Here is a 23,903-nt window from a genome sequence, read left to right as displayed (position 1 = left end):
CTCCCTTTCCCCGTAAGGAAGTTCCATGCCCAGCAACCGCTCCCTCCTGCGCGCCGTCCCGGCCGTCACCGGCGGCCTCGTCCTCACCTGCGCCCTCACCGCCTGCGGCTCCACCTCCGCCGGATCCGGCGGAGACGAGAAGGTCGTCACCGTCTACAGCGCCGACGGCCTCAAGGGCGAGAAGGGCGACGGCTGGTACGACAAGGTCTTCGCCGAGTTCACGAAGAAGACCGGCATCGAGGTCAAGTACGTGGAGGGCGGCTCCGGCGAGATGGTGCAGCGCGCCGTCCGCGAGAAGACCAACACCCAGGCCGACGTACTGATCACCCTGCCGCCCTTCATCCAGCAGGCCGACGGCAAGGGCCTGCTCCAGGCCTACCGGCCGCAGGGCTCGGACAAGGTCGGCGGCGCGGACAAGGCCGCCGACGGCAAGTGGACCTCCGTCGTCAACAACTACTTCGGCTTCGTCTACAACAAGAAGGAACTCGGCCAGGCCCCCAGGACCTGGGAGGAGCTCCTGGACGCCAAGTACAAGGGCAAGCTCCAGTACTCCACACCCGGCGTCGCCGGTGACGGAACCGCCGTCCTCATCAAGTCGATGCACGACTTCGGCGGCAAGGAACCGGCCCTGGAGTACCTCAAGAAGCTCCAGGCCAACAACGTCGGCCCCTCCTCCTCCACCAGCAAGCTCGCCCCGAAGACCGACAAGGGCGAGCTGCTCGTCGCCAACGGCGACGTCCAGATGAACTTCGCGCAGTCCAAGTCCATGCCGAACCTGGGGATCTGGTTCCCGGCGAAGGACGGCGGCAAGCCCACCACCTTCGCGCTCCCCTACGCGGCCGGCCTCGTGTCGAAGGCCCCGCACACCGAGAACGGCAAGAAGCTCCTCGACTTCCTGCTCGGCGAGGAGTCCCAGAAGCTCGTCAGCGAGGTCGGCGGCGGCTTCCCCGCCCGCACGGACGTCAAGCCGACCGACGCCAACGCCGTCGAACTCACCAAGCTGATGACGGGAGTCGAGGTCTTCGAACCCGACTGGGCCGACATCGACGCGAACCTCACCGGCTACGTCGACGCGTGGAAGTCGGCAACCGGAAGCTGACCGGTTACTTCCTGGCCATCCGCGGCCGGAAGAGTGACGCTCGCATAACGGGTCTGGACCGGGGACCGCTCCTCCGGTCCGGGCCCGCCGCACGTCCGCGGTACCCGCATGTCCGCAGTACCCGCCTGCACACCATGCCCACATGCTCCTGGAGGAGTACGTGTCCCCTGCCCTGTCCGGACGCACCCTCGCCGTCGCGGCCACCGCCACCGCCCTGCTCGCCACCGCCCTCGGCGCGCACACGGCGACCGCCGCGCAAGCCGCGCCGAACACCGACAAGGTCCTCGTCATCGGTCTCGACGGAGCGGTCCTCGACCGCGTCAAGGCCGCCGACGCCCCCCACCTCAAAGGCCTCATGGCCCAGGGCCTGACCGCCCGCAGCACCCTGTACGCGAACCCGATGGGCGCCACCTCGTCCGGCCCCGGCTGGTCGAGCATCGCCACCGGCGTGTGGCCCGACAAGCACGGAGTGAAGGACAACTCCTTCACCGGCAAGAACTACACCGCCCACCCCGACTTCCTCACCCGCGTCGAGAACGCCAAGCCGGCCCTGAACACCTACGCGGCCGCCGACTGGGAGCCGATCACCTCCACCGACCAGAACGGCCCGATCTTCTCCCCGAAGGTCGACAAGCGGCTCTCCCTCAAGGGCGACCGCGACGGCTACCGCAACGAGGACCCGAAGATCGCCGCCGCGGCCGCCACCGAACTGCGCACCCAGAACCCGGACGCCGCCTTCGTCTACCTCGGCGAGATCGACGCGGCCGGCCACTCCTCCGGCGCCGGCAGCCAGACCTACCTCGACACCGTCGCCCGCGTGGACGTCCTCGTCGGCCAGCTCCTCACCGCCGTCCAGCAGCGCCCCACGTACGCCCAGGAGAACTGGAAGATCCTGGTCACCACCGACCACGGCCACACCAACGGCGGCGGCCACGGCGGCTCCACCATCGAGGAACGCGGCACCTTCGTCATCGCCAAGGGCCCCGGCATCCCCGCCGGCTCCGTACGCGACGACGTGCGCTTCGTCGACGTCGCCGCGACCGCCCTCGCCCACGTCGGCGTCCCGGCCACCGCCCTCGACGGCGTCCCCCTCGACGCCCCCGACGGCGACCCCTTCGACACCCTGCGCCCCAACCTCCAGGCCCGCGTCGACGAGACCGGCATCCCCGCCGCCACCAAGGGCTTCACCCGCACCCCGCCCGCCGGCTGGTCCGTCGACAACTCCAGGATGGGCACCGGCGGCGTCACCGAGTGGGCCGGCTGGTCCTTCGCCACGGACGAGTTCTGGAGCCAGTCCCAGCGCGACCAGTGGCGCGAGCTGAACGTCCGCTCCCGCGACGTGTTCGCCGTCGCCGACTCCGACGAGTGGGACGACAAGAGCCACACCGGCACCTTCGACTCCACCCTGATCACCCCCAAGTGGAAGGTCACGGGCGGCACCACCCGCACCCTCGCCTTCCAGTCCCACTACCGCCACGAGGCCGGACAGACCGCCCAGGTCCTCGTGTCCTACAACGGCGCCACCCCCGCCGTCGTGAAGACGTACACCGCCGACGCCCTCGCCAAGGCCGAGAAGATCGCCCTCCAGGTCCCGGCCGGCGCCACCGACGTCCAGGTCCGCTTCCGCTACAGCGGAAACAACAACTGGTTCTGGACCGTCGACGACGTCACCCTGGGCTGACCCGCCGTACGGGTGCCCTGTCCGGGCCGTGGACGCCCTCCGCGCCCACGGCCCGGCACGGCTAGGGTGGTACAGACCAGAGGCCCCCGAGGTCAGAGGCCCCGCAGAGCGGAGAACAGTCCCGTGGCAGAGCGCAAGCCGATCGAATCCTGGCTCACCGACATGGACGGAGTCCTCATCCACGAGGGCACCCCGATCCCCGGAGCCGATGCCTTCATCAAGCGGCTGCGCGAGTCCGGCAAGCCCTTCCTGGTCCTGACCAACAACTCGATCTACACCCCGCGCGACCTCCAGGCCCGCCTCAGCCGGATGGGCCTGCACGTCCCCGTCGAGAACATCTGGACCTCGGCCCTCGCCACCGCGAAGTTCCTCGACGACCAGCGCCCCGGCGGCACCGCCTACGTCATCGGCGAGGCGGGCCTGACCACCGCCCTCCACGACATCGGCTACATCCTCACCGACCACGAGCCCGACTACGTGGTCCTCGGCGAGACCCGCACCTACAGCTTCGAGGCCATGACCAAGGCCGTCCGCCTGATCAACGCCGGTGCCCGCTTCATCTGCACCAACCCCGACGAGACCGGCCCCTCCACCGAGGGCCCGCTCCCGGCCACGGGCGCCGTCGCCGCGCTGATCACCAAGGCGACCGGCAAGCAGCCGTACTTCGCCGGCAAGCCCAACCCGCTGATGATGCGCACCGGCCTGAACGCCATCGGCGCGCACTCCGAGAGCAGCGCGATGATCGGCGACCGCATGGACACCGACGTCCTGGCCGGTCTGGAGGCGGGCATGCAGACCTTCCTCGTCCTGACCGGACTGACCTCGGAGAAGGACACCGAGAAGTTCCCCTACCGGCCGACCAAGACGGTCAACTCCATCGCCGACCTGGTCGACCTGGTCTAGGTCGTCCCGGCCCGGGCCGCTCGCGCGGCATTAGCGCGTACGGCTGACACAGACGGGCCAAGAGAGCGCCGCTCCGGATGCGGAGCGGCGCGTCGCGCGTGAATCTCCTTGTTGAGGAGGTTCACCATGCGCAGTTCACTGCTCGCTCTCCGTGTCGCGGGGGTGGCCGTCGCCCTGACGGCATGCTCCGCCGTGACCGCCCCCGCGGCCCTCGCCAACGAGTGGGACCGCGGCGGCGTCTCGGCAGACCCCAACCCGGCCGAACCGGGGGCGCTGGTCAAGCTGCGCGTCCGCGGCTGTGACGGGGACTGGGGGTCGGCCCACTCCTCCGTCTTCGTGTCGGAGGTCCGCCTCTCCGGCGGCCGCGGCGAACGCGAGACGCTGTACGGCGAGGCGATGATCAGCCCGCACGCCCGGCCCGGCTGGCACGAGATCCGTGTGAAGTGCGACGGCAAGGGCGGTAAGGGCGACAAGGGCGACAGGGGCGGCTACGACGGCGGCCTCCGGGGCTCGATCGAGGTCCGCGAGCGCGAGCACCACCGCCCCGACCCACACCGCTCGCCGGTCTGGCCCATCCACGCGGGCGGCGGCGGCATGTCGGCGGAGCTCGCCGAGACGACGCGCCTGGCGGCCGCGACGAAGAAGAGCCACGACGGCGACGGCCCCGGCCTGCCGCACACCCTGATCGGAGCGGTCCTCGCGGCCGCGGCCACCCTCGCCGTCGCCGGCCGGGCCCTCACCCTGCGCCGCCGGCGCAACGGCGGATGAACGAGGCCCGGAGCACCTCCGGCGGCAGGCTGCTGACCTTCACCGCCTGGTCGGTGCTGGTCCTCGGCCTGTGGCTGTGGGGCAAGGAGATCACCGGCGTCCCGGCCGGCCCGCTCGCCGGGCAGGGCGGCGGCCCGGTGGGGGCGGGCATGCCGGCCGCGCACGCCCCGCTGTCCGGGGCGATGCCCGCCCGGATCGACGTACCGTCCATAGGCGTCCAGGCCCCGGTGATCTCCCGGGGCCTGGACTCCGAGGGGGCGATCGACCCGCCGCCGTACGAGCTCCCGGGCACGGTGGGCTGGTGGGGCGCGGGGGCCGCGCCCGGCGCGGCGGGGGCCGCGCTGATGGTGGGGCACGTGGACACCAAGTCGAAGCCGGCGGTGTTCTTCGGCCTCGCGACGGTGAAACAGGGCGACAAGATCCGGGTGGCGCGGGCGGACGGCTCGGTCGCCGAGTTCACCGTCGAGGACGTACGGACCTACGAGCGGACCGGCTTCGACCCGCACAAGGCGTACGGGCCGCGCGTCGCCGGCCGGGCCGAGCTGCGGCTGGTGACCTGCGGCGGCACCTACGACAAGACGGCCAAACGGTATTCGGCGAACGTGGTGGTCTCCGCCTACCTGACGGGCGCGGGCACCCGCCCGGCCACGGGCACCGCGGTGTGAGGCACGCGGGAACACGACGAAGAAGCCCCTCGCAGCTTTCGCTGCGAGGGGCTTCTCCTCGTCTGTGCGCCGCCAGGGACTCGAACCCCGGACCCGCTGATTAAGAGTCAGCTGCTCTAACCAACTGAGCTAGCGGCGCTTGCTGACAGGGAAAACTCTACCCCACCTCCAGCGCTGCTCATGACCAGCCGCGCCCGCGTTGTCCGATTAACCCATGTTTGGGGTGTTTATCGTGCACGATATGTCTGGTCGAGCCGAATCTGATGCCCCGCCAGATGCGTGCCCGGCCGACCAGTGGACGAGCAGGGGAGTGGACGGAACCGCATGACGACGCAGCCTCCGGTGCATGTGCAGCTGCCCGCACCGATGCCGATGCCGGTCTTCGAGGACTACGAGCCCGCGGGCGACTGCTTGTGCCTGGGCTGTGCCCAGAGGCGTCGCGTCCTCGCGCGCGGGCGGGCCATACCGCTCCGGGACGGCGGACACCCGGCCGTGCGGGGCGCCCGTAGGGCGCTGGTGCTCGCCACCGCGGCCGGCGTGGTCCTGAGCGGCGGCGGAACCGCGCTCGCCGTGAACAAGCCGGTCCCCGGTCCGGGACCGGTCGCCCTGGACGACCCCGGCACCCCGCAGGGCGGCCGGGCCCCGCTGCACGGACGCCCGGCGACCGGGACGCGCCCGCCGGCCGGCCTGCCCGGCGCACCGTCCGCCGTCCGGCGCATCGACCGGGCGACGATCATCAACCGGGCGAAGGTGTGGCTGGACGCCAAGGTCCCCTACAGCATGTCCGAGTACTGGACGGACGGCTACCGGCAGGACTGCTCGGGCTACGTCTCCATGGCCTGGAACCTCGGTACGAACGAGTGGACCGGCAGCCTCGACAAGTTCGCCACCCCGATCACCAAGGACGAGCTGCTGCCGGGGGACATGCTGCTCTTCCACAACCCGGCCGACCCCAACAAGGGCTCGCACGTGGTCCTCTTCGGCGGCTGGGCCGACGAGACCCGCACGCACTACGTCGCCTACGAGCAGACGCGCCCGACGACGCGGAAGCAGGCCACGCCGTACGGGTACTGGACCAACTCGGCGAAGTACCTGCCGTACCGCTTCAACGGGGTGACGGGCGGGATCGTGCCGGACGCGCCGCAGCCCGCGCCCGCGCCGGTCCCGGTGGTCTCGACGACCTTCCCCGGGGCGTCGAAGTTCGGCCCCGGCGCGGACAACGCGTACGTCGCCGAGCTGGGCAACATGCTGATCGGCCGGGGCGGGACCCGCTTCTACCCGAAGGGCGCCCACACGCGCTGGGCCGACGCGGACCGGCAGGCCACGCAGGCCTTCCAGAAGGCGCAGGGCTGGACGGGCACCGACGCCGACGGCCTCCCCGGCACGCACACCTGGCGGCTCCTGGTGGAACGCACGGGCAAGGACATCCCGCCGGTGGCGGCGGGCGGATCGACGACGCCGACGTCGCCTTCGGCTCCCACGAGCCCCACGAGCCCGACGGCTCCGACGGGCCAGGCGGGACCGTCCGGAGTGCCCGCCTACCCGGGGCTGTGGGCCTTCCGCCCGGGCTCGTCCCATCCGGCCGTCAGCGCCCTCGGCCGCCAGTTGGTGAAGAAGGGCTTCGGCAAGCACTACACGTCCGGTCCGGGCCCTCGCTGGAGCGAGGCCGACCGTCGCAACGTCGAGGCCTTCCAGCGCGCCCAGGGCTGGCGCGGCGCCTCGGCGGACGGTTACCCGGGCCCGGAAACCTGGCGGCGGCTGTTCGCATGACGGAGGCAACGATGTACCCCACGCGCACCACGACCACGACGGGCACCTTCCACGTCCCGCCACCCCCGCCCGGGGCGGTGGCCGCACCCGCGACGGAGGCCGGGCCCCGCACGGCCGCGCCGTCGCCCGCCCCGCACCAGGCGGCTGCGGCCCGGACAGCGGCTCCCGCCGCCGGCCGCTCCCGCGAGACGGGGTTCCCGGCCGCCGCGCCGGCCGGCGCGGGGCAGCACCCGGCGCCGGTTCCCGCCGGGGAGACCCGGTCCCAGGACTTCCCGGCCGGGGCACCCGAACCGGTGGCGGGAGCCCGGCCGCACGCGTACGCCGCCCCGCGCGCGGACGCCTCCGGCACCGGGCCGGATTCCCGGGCCGGCGCCCCTTCGGCCCTGACGGACCTCGGGGCGGCTCCCGGCGCGGAGCACCGCCCCGGATCCGGGACGCGAGCGGCGGCTCCGGCCGGGGTGGAGTTCCCGTCCTGGGACGCGTTCCCGGGGGCGGGGCAGGCGCGCGAGTACGCGCATGTACCGGCGCGCGCGGCGGACCCCGTACGGGAAGCCCGGGCCGAGGAGCGTTCGGGCCCGTCCGGCGGGCCGGTGGCGCTGGCCCATCCCCACGACCCCGCTCCGGCGGCGGCCGACATCCCGGCCGCGCGGCCGGACCCGGCGCAGCCGGAGGCCCCCGCTCCGCGGCGCGGCCGGTGGATCGAGGTCCCGACGGGGCAGGCGACCGTACGCGGGAGCGGGTCCGGCCCCGCCCAGCCCCACGACTCGGACCCGCGGGGCGACGTACCCCCGGCCCGAGCCCAGACAGCACCCGCCCCACCCCCACCCACCCCGACGGCGCCCGCCCCGTCCGCACCGGCGCTCCACGCCCGGGCGGAAGCCGACCTCGCTTGGCCGGGGCCGACGGCACCCGCCCGGCCCGGGCCCGAGCCGACTCGGTCCGGACCGGCGGCCGGCACCCACGCCGAAGCGGAGCCCGCCGGACCCACCCCAACGCCTCACGCCCGCACGGAAGCCGACCCCGTTCCGTCGCGCGCGGCGGCGCCCGCCCGGCCCGGGGCCGAGCCCGCTGCGTCGGGTGCGCCGGCACACATCAGGGCAGGGGCCGAGCCCGCTTGGTCCGCGTCGGCGGCTCACGCCCAGGTGGGGGCGGAGCCTGCTGGGTTCACCCCGGCGCCTCACGCCCGTACGGAGGCCGAGCCCGCTTCGTCGCGCGCGGCGGCGCCCGCCCGGGCAGGGGCCGAGCCCGTTTGGTCCGCGTCGGCGGTGCACGCCCGAGTGGGGGCGGAGCCCGCTGGGTTCACCCCGGCGGTGCACGCCCGTGCGGAGGCAGAGCCCGTTTCGTCGGGGTCGGCGGCTCACGCCCTGGTGGGGGCGGTGCCCGCTGGGTTCACCCCGGCGGTGCACGCCCGTGCGGAGGCCGAGCCCGTTTCGTCGGGGTCGGCGGCTCCCGCCCGGGTCGGGGCGGAGCCCGTTTGGTCCGGGTCGGCGGCTCACGCCCGGGTTGGGGCCGAGGCTGCTTCGTCCGGGTCGGTGACGCGCGGCCAGGCCGGACAGGGTTCGCCCGCGCAGGCGTTGGACATTCCGCACCCCGCCCCCGAGGCGACGGCCCCCGCCGATGCCCCGGAGGGAAGCGTCACCCCCGCTCCCGAGCAGGCGGCGGTCACCCGGGATCAGGACCACGGGCTCCGGCCGGACCCGGCGCGGCCCGACACCCCCGCCGGACTCCCGGCCCCCGCGGCGGCGGAGTCCCCGTCCCACGGCCCCTGGCCGCACCCGGCCCCCCAGGCGGCGGCGCCCCACGAGCACCCCGCCCCCGAGGCGGGCCCGACGGGTGTCCCCGGCGACTCCCCAGAGGTGCGCGGGATCCCCGCCCGCGAGCGCGCCCCCTGGCAGCACCCCGCCCACGGCACGGCTCCGGCCGGCGGTGCTCATGCGCAACCCCCGGAGGGAGAAGCGGCGGCGCCCCGTGCCCGCGCCCCCTGGCCGCACTCCACCCCCGAGGCGGGCCCGACGGACACCCCCGCCGGTTCCCCGGAGGGGCGCGGGATCCCGGCCCGCGAGCGCGCCCCCTGGCCGCACCCGGCCCCCGAGGCCGACGCGGTGGACCGCGCCCGCGCCCTCTGGCCGCACCCCGCCCCCGGCACGGCCCCGGCCGACGGTGCTCACGCGCAACCCCCGCAGGGAAGCGCCCCGCACCCCGCCCCCGGCACAACCCCGGCCGACGGTGCCCAAGCTCCGCACCCCGCCCCCGCCCCCGGCACGGCCCCGGCCGACGGTGCTCACCCGCAACCCCCGGAGGGAAGCGGCATTCCGGCCCCCGCCACGGGCCCGGACGACGGTGTTCAGGCCCCGTCCCCGGAGGGACCCGGTGTGGCCGAGATCGTCGCGCGGGCCGTCGCCCGGGGGATGGACGCGCAGCGGGAGGAGGACGACACGCAGGACCTGCCGCACGTGCGGCCCCCGCGCGGGGCGGCGGTGACGGAGGTCCCGGTGCACCTCCCGTTCCGCGCCCACCCGGCCCCGCCCGTCACGGCCCCCGCCCCCGCCCCCGCGCCCGCCCCCGCGAGGCCCGTGCGCGGCGACCGCCCGCCCGCGGGCCGTCGCGTCCCCCGGGGTGACGACCGGCTCCGGGAGCACCGCGGCCCCGTGCTGCCCGGCTGGTTCGCGGTGGCCGTCGGCGGGCTCGCCCTGACGGGCTGCGCGGCCGTCCTCTGGCGGACGGGCGCCGTCCCGGCCGTCTTCGCGGAGGCGTTCGGGCTGACCCCCCGCCCCTACCGCGGGCTCCGCGCCACGCACTGGCCCCCGCTCGCCCTCCTCGGTGTCGTGGCCCTCCTCGCCCTGGGCGGTCTCGGCCGCGCCAAGGCCGGCCACGCCTGGGTGCTCACCCTGTTCGGCCGCTACCGGGGCACGGTCCGGCGTACCGGCCTGACCTGGGTCAGTCCCCTCCTGCTGCGCCGCCGCGTCGACGTGCGCCTGCGGCACTGGCGCAGCGAGCCCATGCCCGCCGTGGACTCGGGCGGACTGGCCCTCCAGGTGGTCGTCCAGGTCGTCTGGCAGGTCAAGGACACCGCCCGGGCCACCCTCGCCGTCGAGGACCACACCGAGTACCTCGCCGAGCAGGTGGAGTCGGCCATGGCGCGGGTGCTGTCCCAGCTCCCCGCGGACGCCTTCCACGCGGACGCCCCGACCCTGCGCGACGCCGAGGCCGTCGGTGACGCGCTGACGCGGATGCTCGCGGCCGAAACCGAGGCGGTCGGGGTCGAGGTGTTCTCGGCCCAGCCGACCCGGATCGAGTACGCCCCGGAGGTGGCCGAGGCCATGCGCCGCCGCCGGGTGGCCGCGATCGACGCCAAGCACCGGGACACGGTCCTGACCTCGGTCGTCGACGCGGTGGACGACACCGTCCACCGGCTGACGTCGCGCGGGATCGTCGAGCTGGACGACTACGAGCGCAAGGCCCTCGTGAAGGACCTCACCGTCGCGTTCTACACCGGACGTGCCGAGCAGTAACAGCGGCAACAGGAACCAACGCACCAGACCACAGCGGACGGGTGGCCGGTCATGACCGGACCACCCGTTTTCGCATTGGTATAGACATGGCCAACTCCCGTCAATAATGTGGAACTTGGTCTAGACCTGAAACCATCCCCACGCGTGCGCACGCTCTCATCAGACTCCCCCCACGTCCAAGGAGCATCATGCGTCCCTTCCGCATGCCCACACGGCCCACACGGCCCGGCCGAACCGGCGCCGCCGTGCTCGGTCTCGGACTCCTCGCCGGCGCGGCCCTGATCACCGCGCCCACCGCGAGCGGTCACGGCTACACCGACACCCCGATCAGCCGCCAGAAGCTCTGCGCCAACAAGACCGTCTCCGACTGCGGCCCCATCCAGTGGGAGCCGCAGAGCGCGGAGGGCCCCAAGGGCTTCCCGGCGCTCGGCCCGTCCGACGGCACGATATGTTCCGCCGGGCACTCCGAGTTCGCGCAGCTCGACGACCCGCGCGGCGGCGCCTGGCCCGCCACCGGCGTGACCGCCGGCCAGAGCTACGGCTTCCGCTGGCAGTTCACCGCCAACCACGCCACCACCGACATCAAGTACTACGTCACCAAGAACGGCTGGGACCCGACCAAGCCCCTCACCCGGGCCGCGCTCGACCTCCAGCCCTTCCTGACGGTGGCCTACAACGGCGCCCGTCCCGCCATGACCACCGTCCACCAGGGCGCCATGCCCAGCGGCAAGACCGGCCGGCACATGATCCTGGCCGTGTGGACCGTCCACGACACTCCGATGGCCTTCTACTCCTGCTCCGACGTTCAATTCTGACGCAACGTCAGCTAATCTCCGGCGGCATGCGGACGACGACCACTGCAACCGACGCGCCCGGAACCGTCGCGGAGCTCGTGGCGCGCCGGTGGGGCGACCACCGGCCGGGGCTGAAGTACCGGGGCGACGGCGGACGCCCCACCGTGCTCAGCCACCACCGGGTCGTGCAGGAGGCCGCCGCCCGCGCGGCCCTGCTCGTCGACCTGCTGCCGCCGGGGTCCGAACCGCACGTGGGGGTGCTGCTCGACAACACCCCCGAGTTCCCCTTCTGGCTCGGCGCGGCGGCCCTGGCCGGGGCCGCCGTCGCCGGGATCAACCCCACCCGGCGCGGCCCCGAGCTGGCCCGCGACGTCCTGCACACCGACTGCCGGATCCTGGTCACCGAGGCCGCCCACCTGCCGCTGCTGCGCGGCCTCGACCTGCCCGGCGTACGGATCCTGGTCACCGGCACCGAGGAGTACGAGGCCCTGCTCGCCCCGTACGCCGGCGCGAAACCCGGCGACGCCGCCGTCCATCCCGGAGCCGCCGCCACGCGCCGCCCGCCCGGCCCCGCCGACCGGCTGCTCCTCTACTTCACCTCCGGCTCCACCGGCGCCCCCAAGGCCGCCATCTGCACCCAGGGCCGACTCGCGGCCGCCGGCCACTCCCTGGCCCGCCAGTTCTCCGTCACCCCGGACGACGTCCACTACGTCTGCATGCCCCTCTTCCACGGCAACGCGGTCATCGCGGACTGGCTGCCCGCCCTCGTCGCCGGAGCCCCGGTCGCGCTGCGCCGCCGCTTCTCCGCCTCCGCGTTCCTGGACGACGTCCGGGCCTTCGGCGCGACCTACTTCACCTACGTCGGCCGGGCCGTCCAGTACCTCCTCGCGACCCCGCCCCGCCCCGACGACCGCGAGCACGCCCTGCGCCTCGGCTTCGGCACCGAGGCCGGGGCGGTCGACGCGGCCCGCTTCGCCGAGCGGTTCGGGGTCCGGCTCGTCGAGGGCTACGGCGCCACCGAGGGCGGCGCCTCCGTCCAGCGCACCCCCGACACCCCGGCGGGCGCGCTGGGCCGGGCCGGCGCCGGGGACGACCTGGCCGTGATCGACCCGGAGACCGGCCTCGAATGCCCTGCTGCCCTCCTCGACGCCGAGGGCCTCCTCGTCAACGGGGACGCGGCCATAGGCGAGCTCGTCAACCGCGGCCGCAGCCTCTTCGAGGGGTACTGGCGCAACCCCGACGCGGAGGCCGCCCGCACCCGCGGCGGCTGGTACTGGACGGGGGACCTCTTCTTCCGCGACCCGGAGGGCTTCCTCTACTTCGCGGGCCGGACGGACGACCGGCTGCGCGTCGACAGCGAGAACCTGGCCGCCGCGATGATCGAGAACGTCCTGGCCCGCTGGGACGCGGCGGCCGCCGTCGCCGTGTACGCCGTCCCCGACGAGGCCGCCGGGGACCAGGTCATGGCCGCCCTGGCCCTGCGCGAGGGCGCGGCCTTCGACCCGGACTCCTTCGCCCGCTTCCTCGCCGCGCAGCCGGACCTCGGCACCAAGATGGCCCCCCGCTACGTGCGGATCCTCGACGCCATGCCCGTCACCGCGACGAACAAGGTCCACCGGGTGGCCCTGCGCCGCAGCGGCTTCCGCTGCCCGGACCCCGTCTGGTGGCGCCCGCCCACCGGCGCCGCCTACCGCCCCCTCACCGCCCCGGACCTCCACGGGCTCCTGGCGGCGTACGACGCCCACGGCCGCCGCCCCCTCCTGGACCGCTGACCCGCCCCAGGTGGGCGGGTCGCGGCGTCCCCGCCCACCTGCGCGGGTAATGGTTTTGAGCACCCCCGGAGAGCAGGTAGTATTTTCTCTGTCAGGCGCCGCTAGCTCAGTTGGTTAGAGCAGCTGACTCTTAATCAGCGGGTCCGGGGTTCGAGTCCCTGGCGGCGCACCTGTACTTCGGGCGGTTTCCGGTTCACCGGGAACCGCCCGAAGTGTTTTCCGGGGCCCGCGGCCCCGCTGTGGTGCCCGCGGCCGCCGCGGCCCCCACGCCTCAGAGCGTGAGCGACAGCAGCAGCGGCGCGGCCTTCCGGTTCAGCGTGTCGGCGGCGGCCCGCAGCCGGTGGGCGTGCTCGACGGGCAGCGAGAGGGCCAGGCAGCCCACGGCGGCGTCGGCGGTGATCGGGACGGCCGCGCAGACGGTGCCCACCGCGTATTCCTGGAGGTCCAGCACGGGCACGGTGGCCGGCTGGCTGTCCAGCTTGGAGAACAGGATCCGCTCGTTCACGATCGTCTTCGAGGTGAGCCGGGCGATCTTGTGCCGCGACAGGTGGTCGCGCCGCCCGTTCAGGTCGAGCTGGGTGAGCAGGCACTTGCCGACCGCGCTGGCGTGCGCCGCCGAACGGAAGTCGACCCACTCGTGGACCTTCGGCGTCCGCGGGCTGTCCGCGAACTGTGTGATGCGGACCTCACCGTCGACGTACCGGCTGATGTACACGGCCGCGCCGACGGAGTCCCGCAGCCGGTCCAGGGTGTCCTGGAGCTTCTCCTGGAGCGCCTGCTGCCGGTCGACGCCGGAGCCGAGCAGCACGAGGGAGTCCCCTATGGCGTAGGCGCCGTCCGACACCTGCAGGACGTACCCCTCCCGGCGCAGCATGAGCAGCATCGGGGCGAGATGGGCCGCGGGCAGGCCGGTCTCGCGCGCGATCTGTACGTCGGTCACACCGCCTGTATGGCGGGCGATCGTTTCGAGTACGCGAAGGGCGTACTGCACCGAGTGGAACGGCGCGGTCGGCTCGGGCTTCAGCGCCACGGTTTCCCCCTACCAGGTTGTTACCGCTTGCTCTACCACGATAGCCATCAAGAGGCCCACGTGGAGCGTCTGTTGATGAGATTGATGGCTTAATCAAGTCCCTCTGCCAGCCGCTACTCTCCTGGCATATGCCAATGGCACGGTCGCGTCCCGGTCTGCCGGGAATGCCCGGGCCGCCCCGACGGTTCGGTTCCTTCGTACGGACATCGAACGAGGCACACGAGCCGGACGGGACGGGAGCGACGATGAGCGACACCGGGGACGCGGGCCGCCACACGGGCCAGGGGCCGGAGGGCGGGGATCCGGTCCGCGGGACCGTCCGGGGCGGGGCGCCGGTGCCGCTGTCGGTCCTGGACCTGGTCACGGTCGGCAGCGGCAGCACCGCGCGGGAGTCGCTGCGGACCAGCGTGGAGATCGCCCGGCTCGCCGAGTCCCGCGGCTACCACCGCCACTGGGTCGCCGAGCACCACTCCATGCCCGGGGTCGCCAGCTCCTCCCCGGCCGTGATCCTGGCCCACCTCGCCGCCCACACCTCCCGCATCCGGCTCGGCTCGGGCGGGGTCATGCTGCCCAACCACGCCCCGCTGGCCGTGGCCGAGCAGTTCGGCACCCTGGAGGCCCTGGCTCCGGGCCGGGTGGACCTCGGACTCGGCCGCGCGCCCGGTACCGACCCGCGGACCGCCGCCGCGCTGCGCGGGCCCGGGCGGCTCGACGAGGCCGCGGACGAGTTCCCGCGGCGGCTCGCGGAGCTGGTCCGCTTCCTGGACGACGACTTCCCCGACGGGCACCCGTACGCCCGCGTGCACGCCGTGCCCGGGCCGGTGCAGGGGCCCGCCGGGCGGCCGCCGGTCTGGCTGCTCGGTTCCTCCGGGTTCAGCGCCCGCCTGGCGGGGGAGCTGGGGCTGCCCTTCGCGTACGCCCATCACTTTTCGGCCGCCGGGACCCTGCCCGCCCTCGACCTCTACCGCCAGAGCTTCCGCCCCTCGGCCGTACTGGACGCCCCGTACGCCCTCATCGGCGTCTCGGCGCTCGCGGCCGACTCCGAGGCGGAGGCCCGCGCCCAGGTCCTGACCGGCGCGCTGTCGATGCTCCGGCTGCGCGGCGGCCGGCCCGGGCTGGTCCCGACGCCGGAGGAGGCGGCCGCGTACCCCTACTCCCCGATGGAGCGGGAGTTCGTCGACGGCTGGCTCGCGAACATCGTGCACGGCACCCCCGACGAGGTCCGCTCGGGGCTCGACGCCCTGGTGAAGCGGACGGGAGCGGACGAGCTGATGCTGACGGCCAACGCCCATGGCGGGGCGGCCCGGCTGAAGTCCTACGGGCTCGTCGCAGATGCGTACGGCCTGCCGACGGAGGTCTCGATTCCGGCTTGAGCCCCCGCGAACGGGGTTCGGCTGGTTTGTTGCCGAAACCTTGCCGGAGCATGGCCTAAGGGAGTCTTAAACCGCTCGTCACCCGGGGTGGCGGGCGGTTTCTGATGTCCGCTCAGGTCTCTGACGAGCACATTTGGCCGCTCAGTGGTCTAGTCCTTCTTTGGTCCAAACCATTGACTGGGGCGTGCGGTGATCGCTATCACTTCTCTCACCTGAAGCTGATGTCCTCCCCTCCCACCCCCCGGAGGCAGTTCATGCACATCCGTAAACCCCTCATCGCGGCCGCCGCTACGGCCGCGCTGGCAGCCGGAGCGCTGGCCTCCTTCGCGGGACTCGGCACCGCGCAGGCCGCGGACACCTCCACCAGCGTGAGCAGCGGCGGCGTCCGGATCGCCTACTACGACCAGTGGAGCGTGTACGGGAACGCCTTCTACCCCAAGCACCTCGACACCCGGGGCATAGCGGGGAAGCTGGACGTCATCAATTACTCGTTCGGCAACATCCACCCCACCAACCTCACCTGTTTCGAGGCGAACAAGGCGGCGGGGGACGACAACAACCCCAACGCCGGTGACGGCGCGGGCGACTCGTACGCCGACTACCAGAAGTCCTTCAGCGCGGCCGACAGCGTCAGCGGCGTCGCCGACAAGTGGGACCAGCCGATCGTGGGCGTCTTCAACCAGTTCAAGCAGCTGAAGGCCAAGTACCCCCACCTGAAGATCAACATCTCGCTGGGCGGCTGGACGTACTCGAAGTACTTCAGCGACGCGGCGAAGACCGACGCCTCCCGCAAGAAGCTGGTCTCCTCCTGCATCGACCAGTACATCAAGGGCAACCTGCCCGTCGAGGGCGGCTACGGCGGCCAGGGCGTCGCGGCCGGCATCTTCGACGGAATCGACATCGACTGGGAGTACCCGGGCTCGTCCGGCGGCCACCTCGGCAACCACTACGCCCCCGAGGACAAGCAGAACTTCACGCTCCTGCTCAAGGAGTTCCGCGAGCAGCTCGACGCCTACGGCCAGGCCAACGGCGGCAAGAAGTACCTGCTGACCTCGGCCCTCCCGGCCGGCCAGGACAAGATCAAGCACATCGAGACGGACAAGATCGGCGCGTACCTCGACTACGCGAACATCATGACGTACGACATGCACGGCGCCTGGGACAGCGACGGCCCGACGTACCACCAGTCCCCGCTGTACTCCCCGGCCGGTGACCCGACCGACCCGATCGCCCCGGGCACCCAGAAGTACAGCATCGACAACGCCATCGACTCCTGGATCGACGGCAACCCGGCCTACGGCATCACCGGCGGCTTCCCCGCCAACAAGCTGACCCTGGGCTACGAGTTCTACTACCGCGGCTGGAAGGGCGTCCCCGCCGGGGCGAACAACGGCCTCGCCCAGAGCGCGACCGGCGCCTCCGGTGCCCGTCCCACCAGCCAGCAGGCCGGCATCGCCAACTACAAGGAGCTCGGCGGCCTCGTCGACAACCCGGCGACCACCTTCTGGGACGACCAGGCCAAGGCCTCGTACTTCTACAAGGACGGCGAGTTCTTCACCGGCCTGAACCAGAAGTCCATCCAGGCCCGGGTCGACTACGGCAAGCAGCGCGGCCTGGCCGGCGCGATGATGTACTCCCTCCTCGGTCTGGACAACAACACCACGCTGCTGAACCAGATCTCGGACGCCCTCGGCGGCACCACCCAGCCGCCGACCACCCCGCCGACCACGCCTCCCACCACCCCGCCGACGACCCCGCCGACCACGCCCCCGACGACGCCGCCCACCGGCTGCGGTTCCGTCCCGGCCTACGTCGCCGGCACCGTCTACACCGGCGGCACGGAGGTCTCCCACAACGGCCGCAAGTACAAGGCCCAGTGGTGGACGCAGAACGAGGCGCCCGGCACCACCGGTGAATGGGGTGTCTGGAAGGACCTCGGCGCCTGCTGATCTCCCCCCACCCCGCGCCGAGCGACCCTCCGCCCCGCACCCGGACTCCGGGTGCGGGGCGGAGGTGTGTCACATGGTTACGGGATTCGGGACACCGGAGCGTGTCGGGATCGTTACGCTCGGCCACGGCATGCATCCGACCCGCATCTCCACGGGGGTGACCGTCCCTTGGTCCAGGTCCGCGACCTCGATCCCAGCGCCTCGCCGCTGGACTACTACGGCTACGAACTCCGCCGCCTGAGAGAAGCGGCGGGGCTGGCGCAGGCGCAGCTGGGCGACATCATCTACTGCACCGGCTCCCTGATCGGCCAGGTGGAAACCACGAAACGGGTCCCGACCCGGGACTTCTCGGAACGGCTGGACGCGGCACTGGGCACCGACGGGCACTTCTCCCGGCTGGTGGGACTGGTCCTGCGGAGCGTCTTGCCGACGTGGTTCCAGGCGTACGCGGAGATGGAGGCCCGGGCGGCGTTCATCTCCACGTTCCAGTGCCAGTTGGTGCACGGGCTCCTCCAGACGGAGGGCTACGCGCGCGCTCTGCTCGGCGTCGACCGCCCTGACCAGGTCGACGGCCTGCTGGCGGCCCGCATGGACCGGCAGCACATCCTGAAGCGCGAGCACCAGCCGGCCTTGTGGGTGGTGCTCGGCGAGGCCGTATTGCATCAGGAGGTCGGCGGTCGCGAGGTCATGCGGAACCAGCTCACCCACCTCCTGAGCTTCCTTGAGCATCCGTGGGTTCAGGTCCAGTTGTTGCCCTTCTCGGCAGGACAGCACACGGGAATGCTCGGCTCTTTCACCCTCCTTCGCTTTGATGGCGACCCGGATGTGATCTACGAGGAGGGTTACGCCCAGGGGCACATGACGGCCAACCCGCCAGTGATCAAGGAACGTTCGGTCGGCTACGCTCGACTGCAAGCCGCAGCGCTCTCTCCCGAGCACTCGGCCACGCTGATCGCTCGCGTATTGGAGGAACGTTATGGAGAACGGCCTGGACGTGACGAGCGTGCAATGGCGTAAGTCGTCCTACAGCGGAACTACCGGCGGCGAGTGCGTCGAGTGTGCCCCCCTCGGCGGAGCCGCCTGGCAGAAATCCTCGTACAGCGGATCCACCGGCGGCGAATGCGTAGAGGTCGCCACCCGCCCCTGCCTCGTCGCCGTCCGGGACTCCAAGCGGCCCGGCGGCCCCGCGTTCACGGTGGCGCCGGAGGCGTTCGGCGCGTTCGTGCGGAGCCTCTGACCGTACGGCCCCGCCGCCCCGTACCCCCTCAGACCGCGGGGTGCGGGGCGGCGGCGGCCTGGCGGCCGATCATGCGGGCGATCACGTCCGGAGCCACCGCCCGCGAGTACAGCCAGCCCTGGCCGGTGTCGCAGCCCACGCGGCGCAGCCGGGCCGCCTGGCCCGCCGTCTCCACGCACTCCGCGGTGACCGTCAGGCCCAGCCGGTGGGCGAGTTGGACCAGGGCCTCCACGATGGTCTCGTCGGCCGGGTTGGGGTGTGCGCCCTCCTCGTAGCGGAAGCCCTTCACGAAGGAGCCGTCCAGTTTCAGCACCGACACGGGCAGCCGGCTGAGGTAGGCCAGGTTCGAGTAGCCGGTGCCGAAGTCGTCGATGGCGATCCGGACGCCCATGTCGCTCAGCGCCTGGAGGGCCTGGAGGGGGCGGCCCGCCGAGCCCATGACCGCCGACTCCGTCAGCTCCAGCTGGAGCAGCTGCGGGGCCAGGCCCGTCTCGGCGAGGATCTCGGCGACGTCCCCGACCAGGTCGGAGTCCCACACCTGCCGCACGGCCACGTTCACCGACACGAACACCGGGGCGTCGCTGGGCTGTTCGATCTGCCAGCGCCGTGCCTGCCGGCAGGCGGTGCGCAGGACCCAGCTGCCCAGCTGGACGATGGAGCCGTCCTCCTCGGCGATCCCGATGAACCGATTCGGCGTCAACGTGCCGAACTGCGGGTGGTTCCAGCGGACCAGGGCCTCCACCCCGCGCACGGTGCCGCTCTCCAGATCGACCAGCGGCTGGTACTCCAGCTCGAACTCGCCCCGCTCCACGGCCGGCCGGAGCGTCGAGGAGAGGGCCTGCCGGGTCATGCGGTGCGCGTTGCGTTCGGGGTCGAAGAGGGTCCAGCGGGCCTTGCCGTCCGCCTTCGCCCAGTACAGCGTCGTGTCGGCGGCCTGCATCAGTCCGGTCGCCGTCGTTCCGGTGGTGTCGCGTTCGACGACGCCGATCGACGCCGACACCGAGAGGCGCTGCCCGGCCAGGTCGAAGGGCTCCTGTACGGCGGCCAGTACGCTCCGCGCCAGGTCCGCGAGCTGCTCCGTGCCGGTGGAGTCCTCGACGAGCAGCGCGAACTCGTCGCCGCCGAGCCGGGCCACCAGGTGCCCGCCGGTGCGCCCGTAGCCGCACTGGTCGGCGCACTGGGTCAGCCGGGCCGCGACGGCGGTCAGCAGCCGGTCCCCGACCCGGTGGCCGAGGGTGTCGTTGACGGCCTTGAAGCCGTCGAGGTCGAGGTAGCAGAGGCCGATGCGGCCCGTTCCCCCTTGCCCGTACGCGGAGGCCTCCAGGGCGGCGGAGAGCCGCTCGAAGAACAGGGCCCGGTTGGGCAGGCGCGTCACCGGGTCGTGCATCTGGAGGTGGCGCAGGCGGGCCTGGAGGTCGCGGCGGTCGCTGATGTCGGCGACCGACAGCAGGACGTCCTTGGTGCCGGGTACGGGCCCCAGGGTCACCTCGGTCCAGAGCGAGTGCCCGTCGGGGTGCTTGAGGCGGCGCGTGCAGCGCAGCCGGGCCTGCCGGCCGCGCAGCACCTCCTGGTAGGCCTGCCAGGTGCGGGCCTCGGCCGCCAGGTCCACCAGGTCGGCGGCGGACTGTCCGGCGAGTGCGCGCGGCTCGGCGCCGAGCAGTCCGGCGAAGGCCTGGTTGGCCGCGATGACGTCGCCGTCGCGGCCGACGACGGCCATCGCGAGGTGGGCCGCGTCGAAGGCGGCCCGGTAGTCGAGTGGTTCTGCCGCGAACCTGGGCGGCGCGGCCGACATGCCCGGCACCGCCGGAACTGCTGCGTGACGCTCCGTAACGGCCGATCGGATGCTGTCGGCCGCCGAACCGGTCCCCTCTGAGGTTCCGCTCACCGTTCGCTCCCGCAGTGCTCGTGAGTGTCCGTGCAGGAAAGTGTGCCGATCATAGAGGCTGCCGGGAGGCCCTATCCAGCGGCGTCGCCGTGTGGGGCGCGGTCCTTCGTCGTGATGACGCCGTGCTGACGCTTCGTCGGCCGTCCTCCCGCCTCCCGCCGGTCGATCGTTTCTGCACGCCTGTGAGCACCGAGGACCGCACCTGATCCCAGGTGATCGGTCGTGACGTTCCGTATTCGAGTGCGTGAACTCCGGGGGTCACCGGCTTGCCGTAGCGCTCACTCGTGTGGGGCACCGGAACAAGGCATTAGTAAGACAATCGCCTCAAGGTGGACGAGAGGGTACGAATCCACCACCGGAGGTCGATGTGCCGCGACAGCAGACACCCGGGGGAGTGGACCGCTCCCGCGCCCGAAGTACGGCTGCGGTCTTCACCTCCATGGCGGCGCTCGCCGCCATGTCGCTCGTCGCGGGTCCCGCCAAGGCGGATTCCGGGGCGGGCCCCTGCGCCCTGACGCGAACGGCGGCGCACCACTCGCTCGGCCTGGACACCTGGAACCGCGCCTACCCCAAGCCCGAGCGCACGCTCAACGCGGTCATGGTCTTCCTCTCCTTCCCCGACCACCGCGCCGGCCTCACCCCGGAGGCCCTGACCGCCGACTACTTCCCGGCGACCAGCGACTTCTTCGAGCGGGCCTCCTACGGGCGCTTCCGGCTGGTCCCCCACCCCCAGCGGCAGTGGATCAGCATGCCCAAGCCGTCCACCGAGTACGGGATACGGCGTGACTGGGCCCCCGAGGACCGGGCGGCCTACCTGCGGGACGCGGTCGCCGTCGCCGACCCGGAGGTGGACTTCAGCGCGTACGACGTCGTGTACTTCGTCGCCGACCCGGAGGCGCCCGGGGTGGACTCGGACGCCACCAAGGTCGTCAACTTCGACCGGCCGCTGACCGCCGACGGTACGGAACTGCGGCGGATCGTCACCGTCTTCGAGCGGCACCCGCCCGACCGCAACGTCCTCGCCCACGAGACCGGGCACGTCTTCGACCTGCCCGACCTCTACCACCGGCCGTCGGACGGCAAGGGCGACTGGGACACGTACGTCGGTGACTGGGACGTCATGGGCAGCCAGTTCGGCATGGCCCCCGACCTGTTCGCCTGGCACAAGTGGAAGCTGGGCTGGCTGGACGGCTCGCAGGTGGACTGCGTGACGTCCGGCTCCTCGATGCACACCCTCCAGCCGCTCGCCCAGGCCCCGCCGCCCGGCGGCACGGGCGGGACCCGGCTCGCCGTCGTCCGTACCGGACCCGGCAGCGCGATCGCCGTCGAGGCGCGGGGCTCCGTCGGCAACGACGGGGAGACCTGCACCGAGGGGGTACTGGTCTACCGGGTCCGCAACGAGGCGGCCTCGGGCGGCGGCCCCATCGAGGTCCTCGACGCGCACCCCCGCACCGAGGCCTGCTGGGACCGCTCGGTGTACCCGCCGCTGGCGGACGCGCCGCTGGAGGTCGGCGAGGCCTTCACCGTGCCCGGGGAGGGGGTCACGATCGAGGTCGCGGACCGGACCCAGTCGGGCGCCTACACCGTGAAGATCACCACGTAGGCCGGAGCGGGAACGGGAACACGAAGAAGGCCCCCCACTCGCGTGGGGGGCCTTCTTCCGTCTGTGCGCCGCCAGGGACTCGAACCCCGGACCCGCTGATTAAGAGTCAGCTGCTCTAACCAACTGAGCTAGCGGCGCCTGCTGACGTCGTAGACATTAGCATCCGGATCGGCCGAAGGAAAAATCGCTCCCGCACCACGGGTGGCGTGCAGGAACGCCCACAGCAGAGCGTCCGGCCCGGGCAGCCAGGGCAGCCGCGTGTCGGGGGCCACGAGCCACCGGGAGGGGCCGGGCGCGGCGGCGAGCGGGGGCACCGTCACGGCGTCGCCGTGGCCGTGGCAGAGCGGCGCGGGGGCGGCCGGGCTCCACTCCTCCCAGGCGAGCAGGGCCGGCAGCCGCTGGGCCGTCCCGGGCGTGGCGAAGAGCAGCATCCGGCCCCGGTGCACGGCGGCCGGGCCGGAGCCGGGGCCGCGCTCCCACAGCAGGTCGAGCATGCGGCGGCCCAGCACGACGGGCACGTTGACGACGTCGAACGCGGTCCCGCAGGGCAGCACGGCGGCCGTGGCGGGCCGGGCCTGCCAGGCGGAGAGGGTGTGCTCCGGGTGTGCGGACGCGGAAGCCAGCCAGGCGGCGCCCTGGGGTGTGACGTGGGTCGCGGACGCGGTGCGTCCGTCCGTGCCGTCGAGGGAGGGGCAGCCGGTGGCCTTCGTCAGCGTCGTCATGGCAAAGGTCTACCGGGCGTAGTGTGACCATTCCCCGGAGTTACCGAAAGTCGGGACGGCGCGGCCCGTGCTGGGGTATGTTGCGCCGCGCATATGCCAGACGGCTCCGCCGGGCGGGTACGGATCCGCTCCGCCCGGCGGGCCGGGGATTCCTCAGGGCGCGTCCGGGGAGGAGCCCCGCTGGAGGTCCTCGCCGAACTCGATCATCTTGCGCGCGTAGTCCTCGGTCCACTCCGCGACCTCGGCGATCGCCTCGGGCGGGATCCGGTCGAAGCGCCGGGGGTCCGCCAGCTGGGCCGCGGCCAGGGCCTGGAACTCCACCGCCCGGTCGTGCGCCGCCCGGAAGGCCAGCGTCAGCTCGGTGGCGCGGGTCAGGAGCTCACGGGGGTCCTCGATGGATTCCAGGTCGAAGAAGTGCTCCGGGTCCGTGGCGGCCTCCGAGGGCTCGAAGAGCAGCGGCGCGGGCCGCAGCCTCCGCTCGGTCCGCTCGGGCTCTGCCATGCGTGTCCTCCTGCTGCGCGTGCGAAATGCTTCCGGGCCACCCTCCATTGTCCAGCGTCGCGCAAGAGTGCCCGGGGTCACACGGTGACGGGCTCCTTGGCGAGCGCGGCGACGTCGTCCAGTACGCCGGTCAGCTCGGCCGCGAGACCGGCCGGGGCCTCGAAGCCCTCGTCCCCGACCAGGGCGTTGATGCCCGGGACCGCCGCCGAGCGGCCGGCCGGCAGCATGCCGAGGCGGGTGAGGACGGGCAGCAGCATCTCGGCCGCCGGGGCGCCGCCCGTGGGGCCCGCGCTGTAGCTGACCAGGCCGACCGGCTTGCCCTGCCACTCGCTGTAGAGGAAGTCGACGGCGTTCTTGAACGGGGCGGTGAACCCGCCGTTGTACATCGGCAGGACGAAGAGGAACGCGTCCGCGGAGGAGACGAGGGCGCTCCAGTCGCGGGTGTGCTGGTGGGTGTAGATGCCGCTGGAGGCGTACTCCGGCTCGTCCAGGAACGGCAGCGCGATCTCGCCGAGGTCCACCGGGGTGACCTCGAAGCCGCCGTGCTCGCGGGCCCGGTCGGCGACCCAGGCGGCGAGCGGGCGGCCGCTGGAGGTGGGGCGGGTGGCGGCGGAGATGACGTGCAGGCGGGTCATGGTG

19 protein-coding genes and 3 tRNA genes are annotated in these 23,903 nt (G+C 72.9%); 15 read left to right on the top strand and 7 right to left on the bottom strand.

Annotated elements, in window-relative coordinates; all coding sequences use genetic code 11:
• Nucleotides 1-25: 25 nt before the first annotated feature.
• From AC07B0_RS26760 to AC07B0_RS26740, 5 genes are all read left to right on the top strand, one after another.
• Nucleotides 26-1,099, top strand: coding sequence for a 2-aminoethylphosphonate ABC transporter substrate-binding protein (locus AC07B0_RS26760; RefSeq protein ID WP_478899070.1), 1,074 nt, complete (start codon nt 26-28; stop codon nt 1,097-1,099).
• A 142-nt stretch (nt 1,100-1,241) separates the two neighbouring features.
• Entirely contained in the window at nt 1,242-2,780 is a 1,539-nt protein-coding gene (locus AC07B0_RS26755; RefSeq protein ID WP_478899069.1) for an alkaline phosphatase family protein, read from the top strand.
• Nucleotides 2,781-2,903: 123 nt separating this feature from the next.
• The gene (locus tag AC07B0_RS26750; protein ID WP_356875406.1) at nt 2,904-3,683 is read left to right on the top strand and encodes an HAD-IIA family hydrolase; all 780 of its coding nucleotides are present in this window, start codon (nt 2,904-2,906) and stop codon (nt 3,681-3,683) included.
• Between the two features lie 126 nt (nt 3,684-3,809).
• Entirely contained in the window at nt 3,810-4,451 is a 642-nt protein-coding gene (locus tag AC07B0_RS26745) for a hypothetical protein (protein WP_356875408.1), read from the top strand.
• Nucleotides 4,448-5,116: a class F sortase gene (locus tag AC07B0_RS26740; RefSeq protein WP_467294169.1), complete on the top strand. Its 669-nt coding sequence runs from the start codon at nt 4,448-4,450 to the stop codon at nt 5,114-5,116. Before AC07B0_RS26745 ends, AC07B0_RS26740 begins: the two co-directional genes overlap by 4 nt.
• 65 nt (nt 5,117-5,181) lie before the next feature.
• Here the strand turns inward: AC07B0_RS26740 and AC07B0_RS26735 are convergent.
• Nucleotides 5,182-5,255 (bottom strand) — tRNA-Lys (locus AC07B0_RS26735).
• Between the two features lie 227 nt (nt 5,256-5,482).
• Here AC07B0_RS26735 and AC07B0_RS26730 point away from each other — a divergent pair.
• From AC07B0_RS26730 to AC07B0_RS26710, 5 genes are all read left to right on the top strand, one after another.
• Entirely contained in the window at nt 5,483-6,886 is a 1,404-nt protein-coding gene (locus tag AC07B0_RS26730; RefSeq protein ID WP_356875464.1) for a peptidoglycan-binding protein, read from the top strand.
• 1,532 nt (nt 6,887-8,418) lie between these two features.
• Nucleotides 8,419-10,398: an SPFH domain-containing protein gene (locus AC07B0_RS26725; protein WP_478899068.1), complete on the top strand. Its 1,980-nt coding sequence runs from the start codon at nt 8,419-8,421 to the stop codon at nt 10,396-10,398.
• Between the two features lie 188 nt (nt 10,399-10,586).
• Nucleotides 10,587-11,213, top strand: coding sequence for a lytic polysaccharide monooxygenase auxiliary activity family 9 protein (locus AC07B0_RS26720; protein ID WP_478899067.1), 627 nt, complete (start codon nt 10,587-10,589; stop codon nt 11,211-11,213).
• 26 nt (nt 11,214-11,239) lie between these two features.
• The gene (locus AC07B0_RS26715; protein WP_478899066.1) at nt 11,240-12,964 is read left to right on the top strand and encodes an AMP-binding protein; all 1,725 of its coding nucleotides are present in this window, start codon (nt 11,240-11,242) and stop codon (nt 12,962-12,964) included.
• 95 nt (nt 12,965-13,059) lie between these two features.
• Nucleotides 13,060-13,133: transfer RNA gene (locus AC07B0_RS26710), tRNA-Lys, on the top strand.
• 102 nt (nt 13,134-13,235) lie between these two features.
• Here the strand turns inward: AC07B0_RS26710 and AC07B0_RS26705 are convergent.
• Nucleotides 13,236-13,994: an IclR family transcriptional regulator gene (locus tag AC07B0_RS26705; protein ID WP_478899065.1), complete on the bottom strand. Its 759-nt coding sequence runs from the start codon at nt 13,992-13,994 to the stop codon at nt 13,236-13,238.
• Nucleotides 13,995-14,239: 245 nt separating this feature from the next.
• On the opposite strand from AC07B0_RS26705, the gene AC07B0_RS26700 reads away from it, so the two are divergent.
• The 4 genes from AC07B0_RS26700 (at nt 14,240) to AC07B0_RS26685 (ending at nt 18,553) form a co-directional block, all read left to right on the top strand.
• Nucleotides 14,240-15,367 carry an LLM class flavin-dependent oxidoreductase gene (locus AC07B0_RS26700; RefSeq protein WP_356875420.1) on the top strand — a complete coding sequence of 376 codons (1,128 nt, stop codon included), beginning with the start codon at nt 14,240-14,242 and terminating at the stop codon, nt 15,365-15,367.
• A gap of 254 nt (nt 15,368-15,621) precedes the next feature.
• Nucleotides 15,622-17,316 carry a glycosyl hydrolase family 18 protein gene (locus AC07B0_RS26695; RefSeq protein ID WP_469381187.1) on the top strand — a complete coding sequence of 565 codons (1,695 nt, stop codon included), beginning with the start codon at nt 15,622-15,624 and terminating at the stop codon, nt 17,314-17,316.
• Between the two features lie 168 nt (nt 17,317-17,484).
• On the top strand, nt 17,485-18,333 hold the full coding sequence (locus AC07B0_RS26690) for a helix-turn-helix domain-containing protein (RefSeq protein ID WP_469381185.1): 849 nt from the start codon (nt 17,485-17,487) through the stop codon (nt 18,331-18,333).
• The gene (locus AC07B0_RS26685) at nt 18,293-18,553 is read left to right on the top strand and encodes a DUF397 domain-containing protein (protein ID WP_469381183.1); all 261 of its coding nucleotides are present in this window, start codon (nt 18,293-18,295) and stop codon (nt 18,551-18,553) included. Before AC07B0_RS26690 ends, AC07B0_RS26685 begins: the two co-directional genes overlap by 41 nt.
• A gap of 28 nt (nt 18,554-18,581) precedes the next feature.
• Here AC07B0_RS26685 and AC07B0_RS26680 read toward each other — a convergent pair whose 3' ends face one another.
• On the bottom strand, nt 18,582-20,438 hold the full coding sequence (locus AC07B0_RS26680) for a putative bifunctional diguanylate cyclase/phosphodiesterase (protein WP_469381181.1): 1,857 nt from the start codon (nt 20,436-20,438) through the stop codon (nt 18,582-18,584).
• Nucleotides 20,439-20,805: 367 nt separating this feature from the next.
• Between AC07B0_RS26680 and AC07B0_RS26675 the strand changes: the two genes are divergently transcribed.
• Entirely contained in the window at nt 20,806-22,041 is a 1,236-nt protein-coding gene (locus AC07B0_RS26675; protein WP_356875430.1) for a M6 family metalloprotease domain-containing protein, read from the top strand.
• A gap of 64 nt (nt 22,042-22,105) precedes the next feature.
• On the opposite strand, the gene AC07B0_RS26670 is transcribed toward AC07B0_RS26675, so the two are convergent.
• The 4 genes from AC07B0_RS26670 to AC07B0_RS26655 all read right to left on the bottom strand — a co-directional run bounded on the left by AC07B0_RS26670 (nt 22,106) and on the right by AC07B0_RS26655 (nt 23,899).
• Nucleotides 22,106-22,179, bottom strand: a tRNA-Lys gene (locus AC07B0_RS26670).
• Nucleotides 22,170-22,763, bottom strand: a complete 594-nt coding sequence (locus AC07B0_RS26665; RefSeq protein WP_469381178.1) for a bifunctional DNA primase/polymerase — start codon at nt 22,761-22,763, stop codon at nt 22,170-22,172. The genes AC07B0_RS26670 and AC07B0_RS26665 overlap by 10 nt, the downstream gene beginning before the upstream one ends.
• 153 nt (nt 22,764-22,916) lie before the next feature.
• Nucleotides 22,917-23,264, bottom strand: coding sequence for a hypothetical protein (locus AC07B0_RS26660; RefSeq protein ID WP_356875434.1), 348 nt, complete (start codon nt 23,262-23,264; stop codon nt 22,917-22,919).
• Between the two features lie 77 nt (nt 23,265-23,341).
• Nucleotides 23,342-23,899 (bottom strand): NADPH-dependent FMN reductase, encoded by a 558-nt coding sequence (locus AC07B0_RS26655; protein WP_356875436.1) that lies wholly within the window; start codon nt 23,897-23,899, stop codon nt 23,342-23,344.
• Nucleotides 23,900-23,903 lie beyond the last annotated feature (4 nt).

Source organism: Streptomyces sp. NPDC044704 (assembly GCF_056433525.1).
The sequence above is the reverse complement of the archived record's forward strand: the minus strand, read 5'-3'. Positions and strand labels throughout refer to the sequence as shown.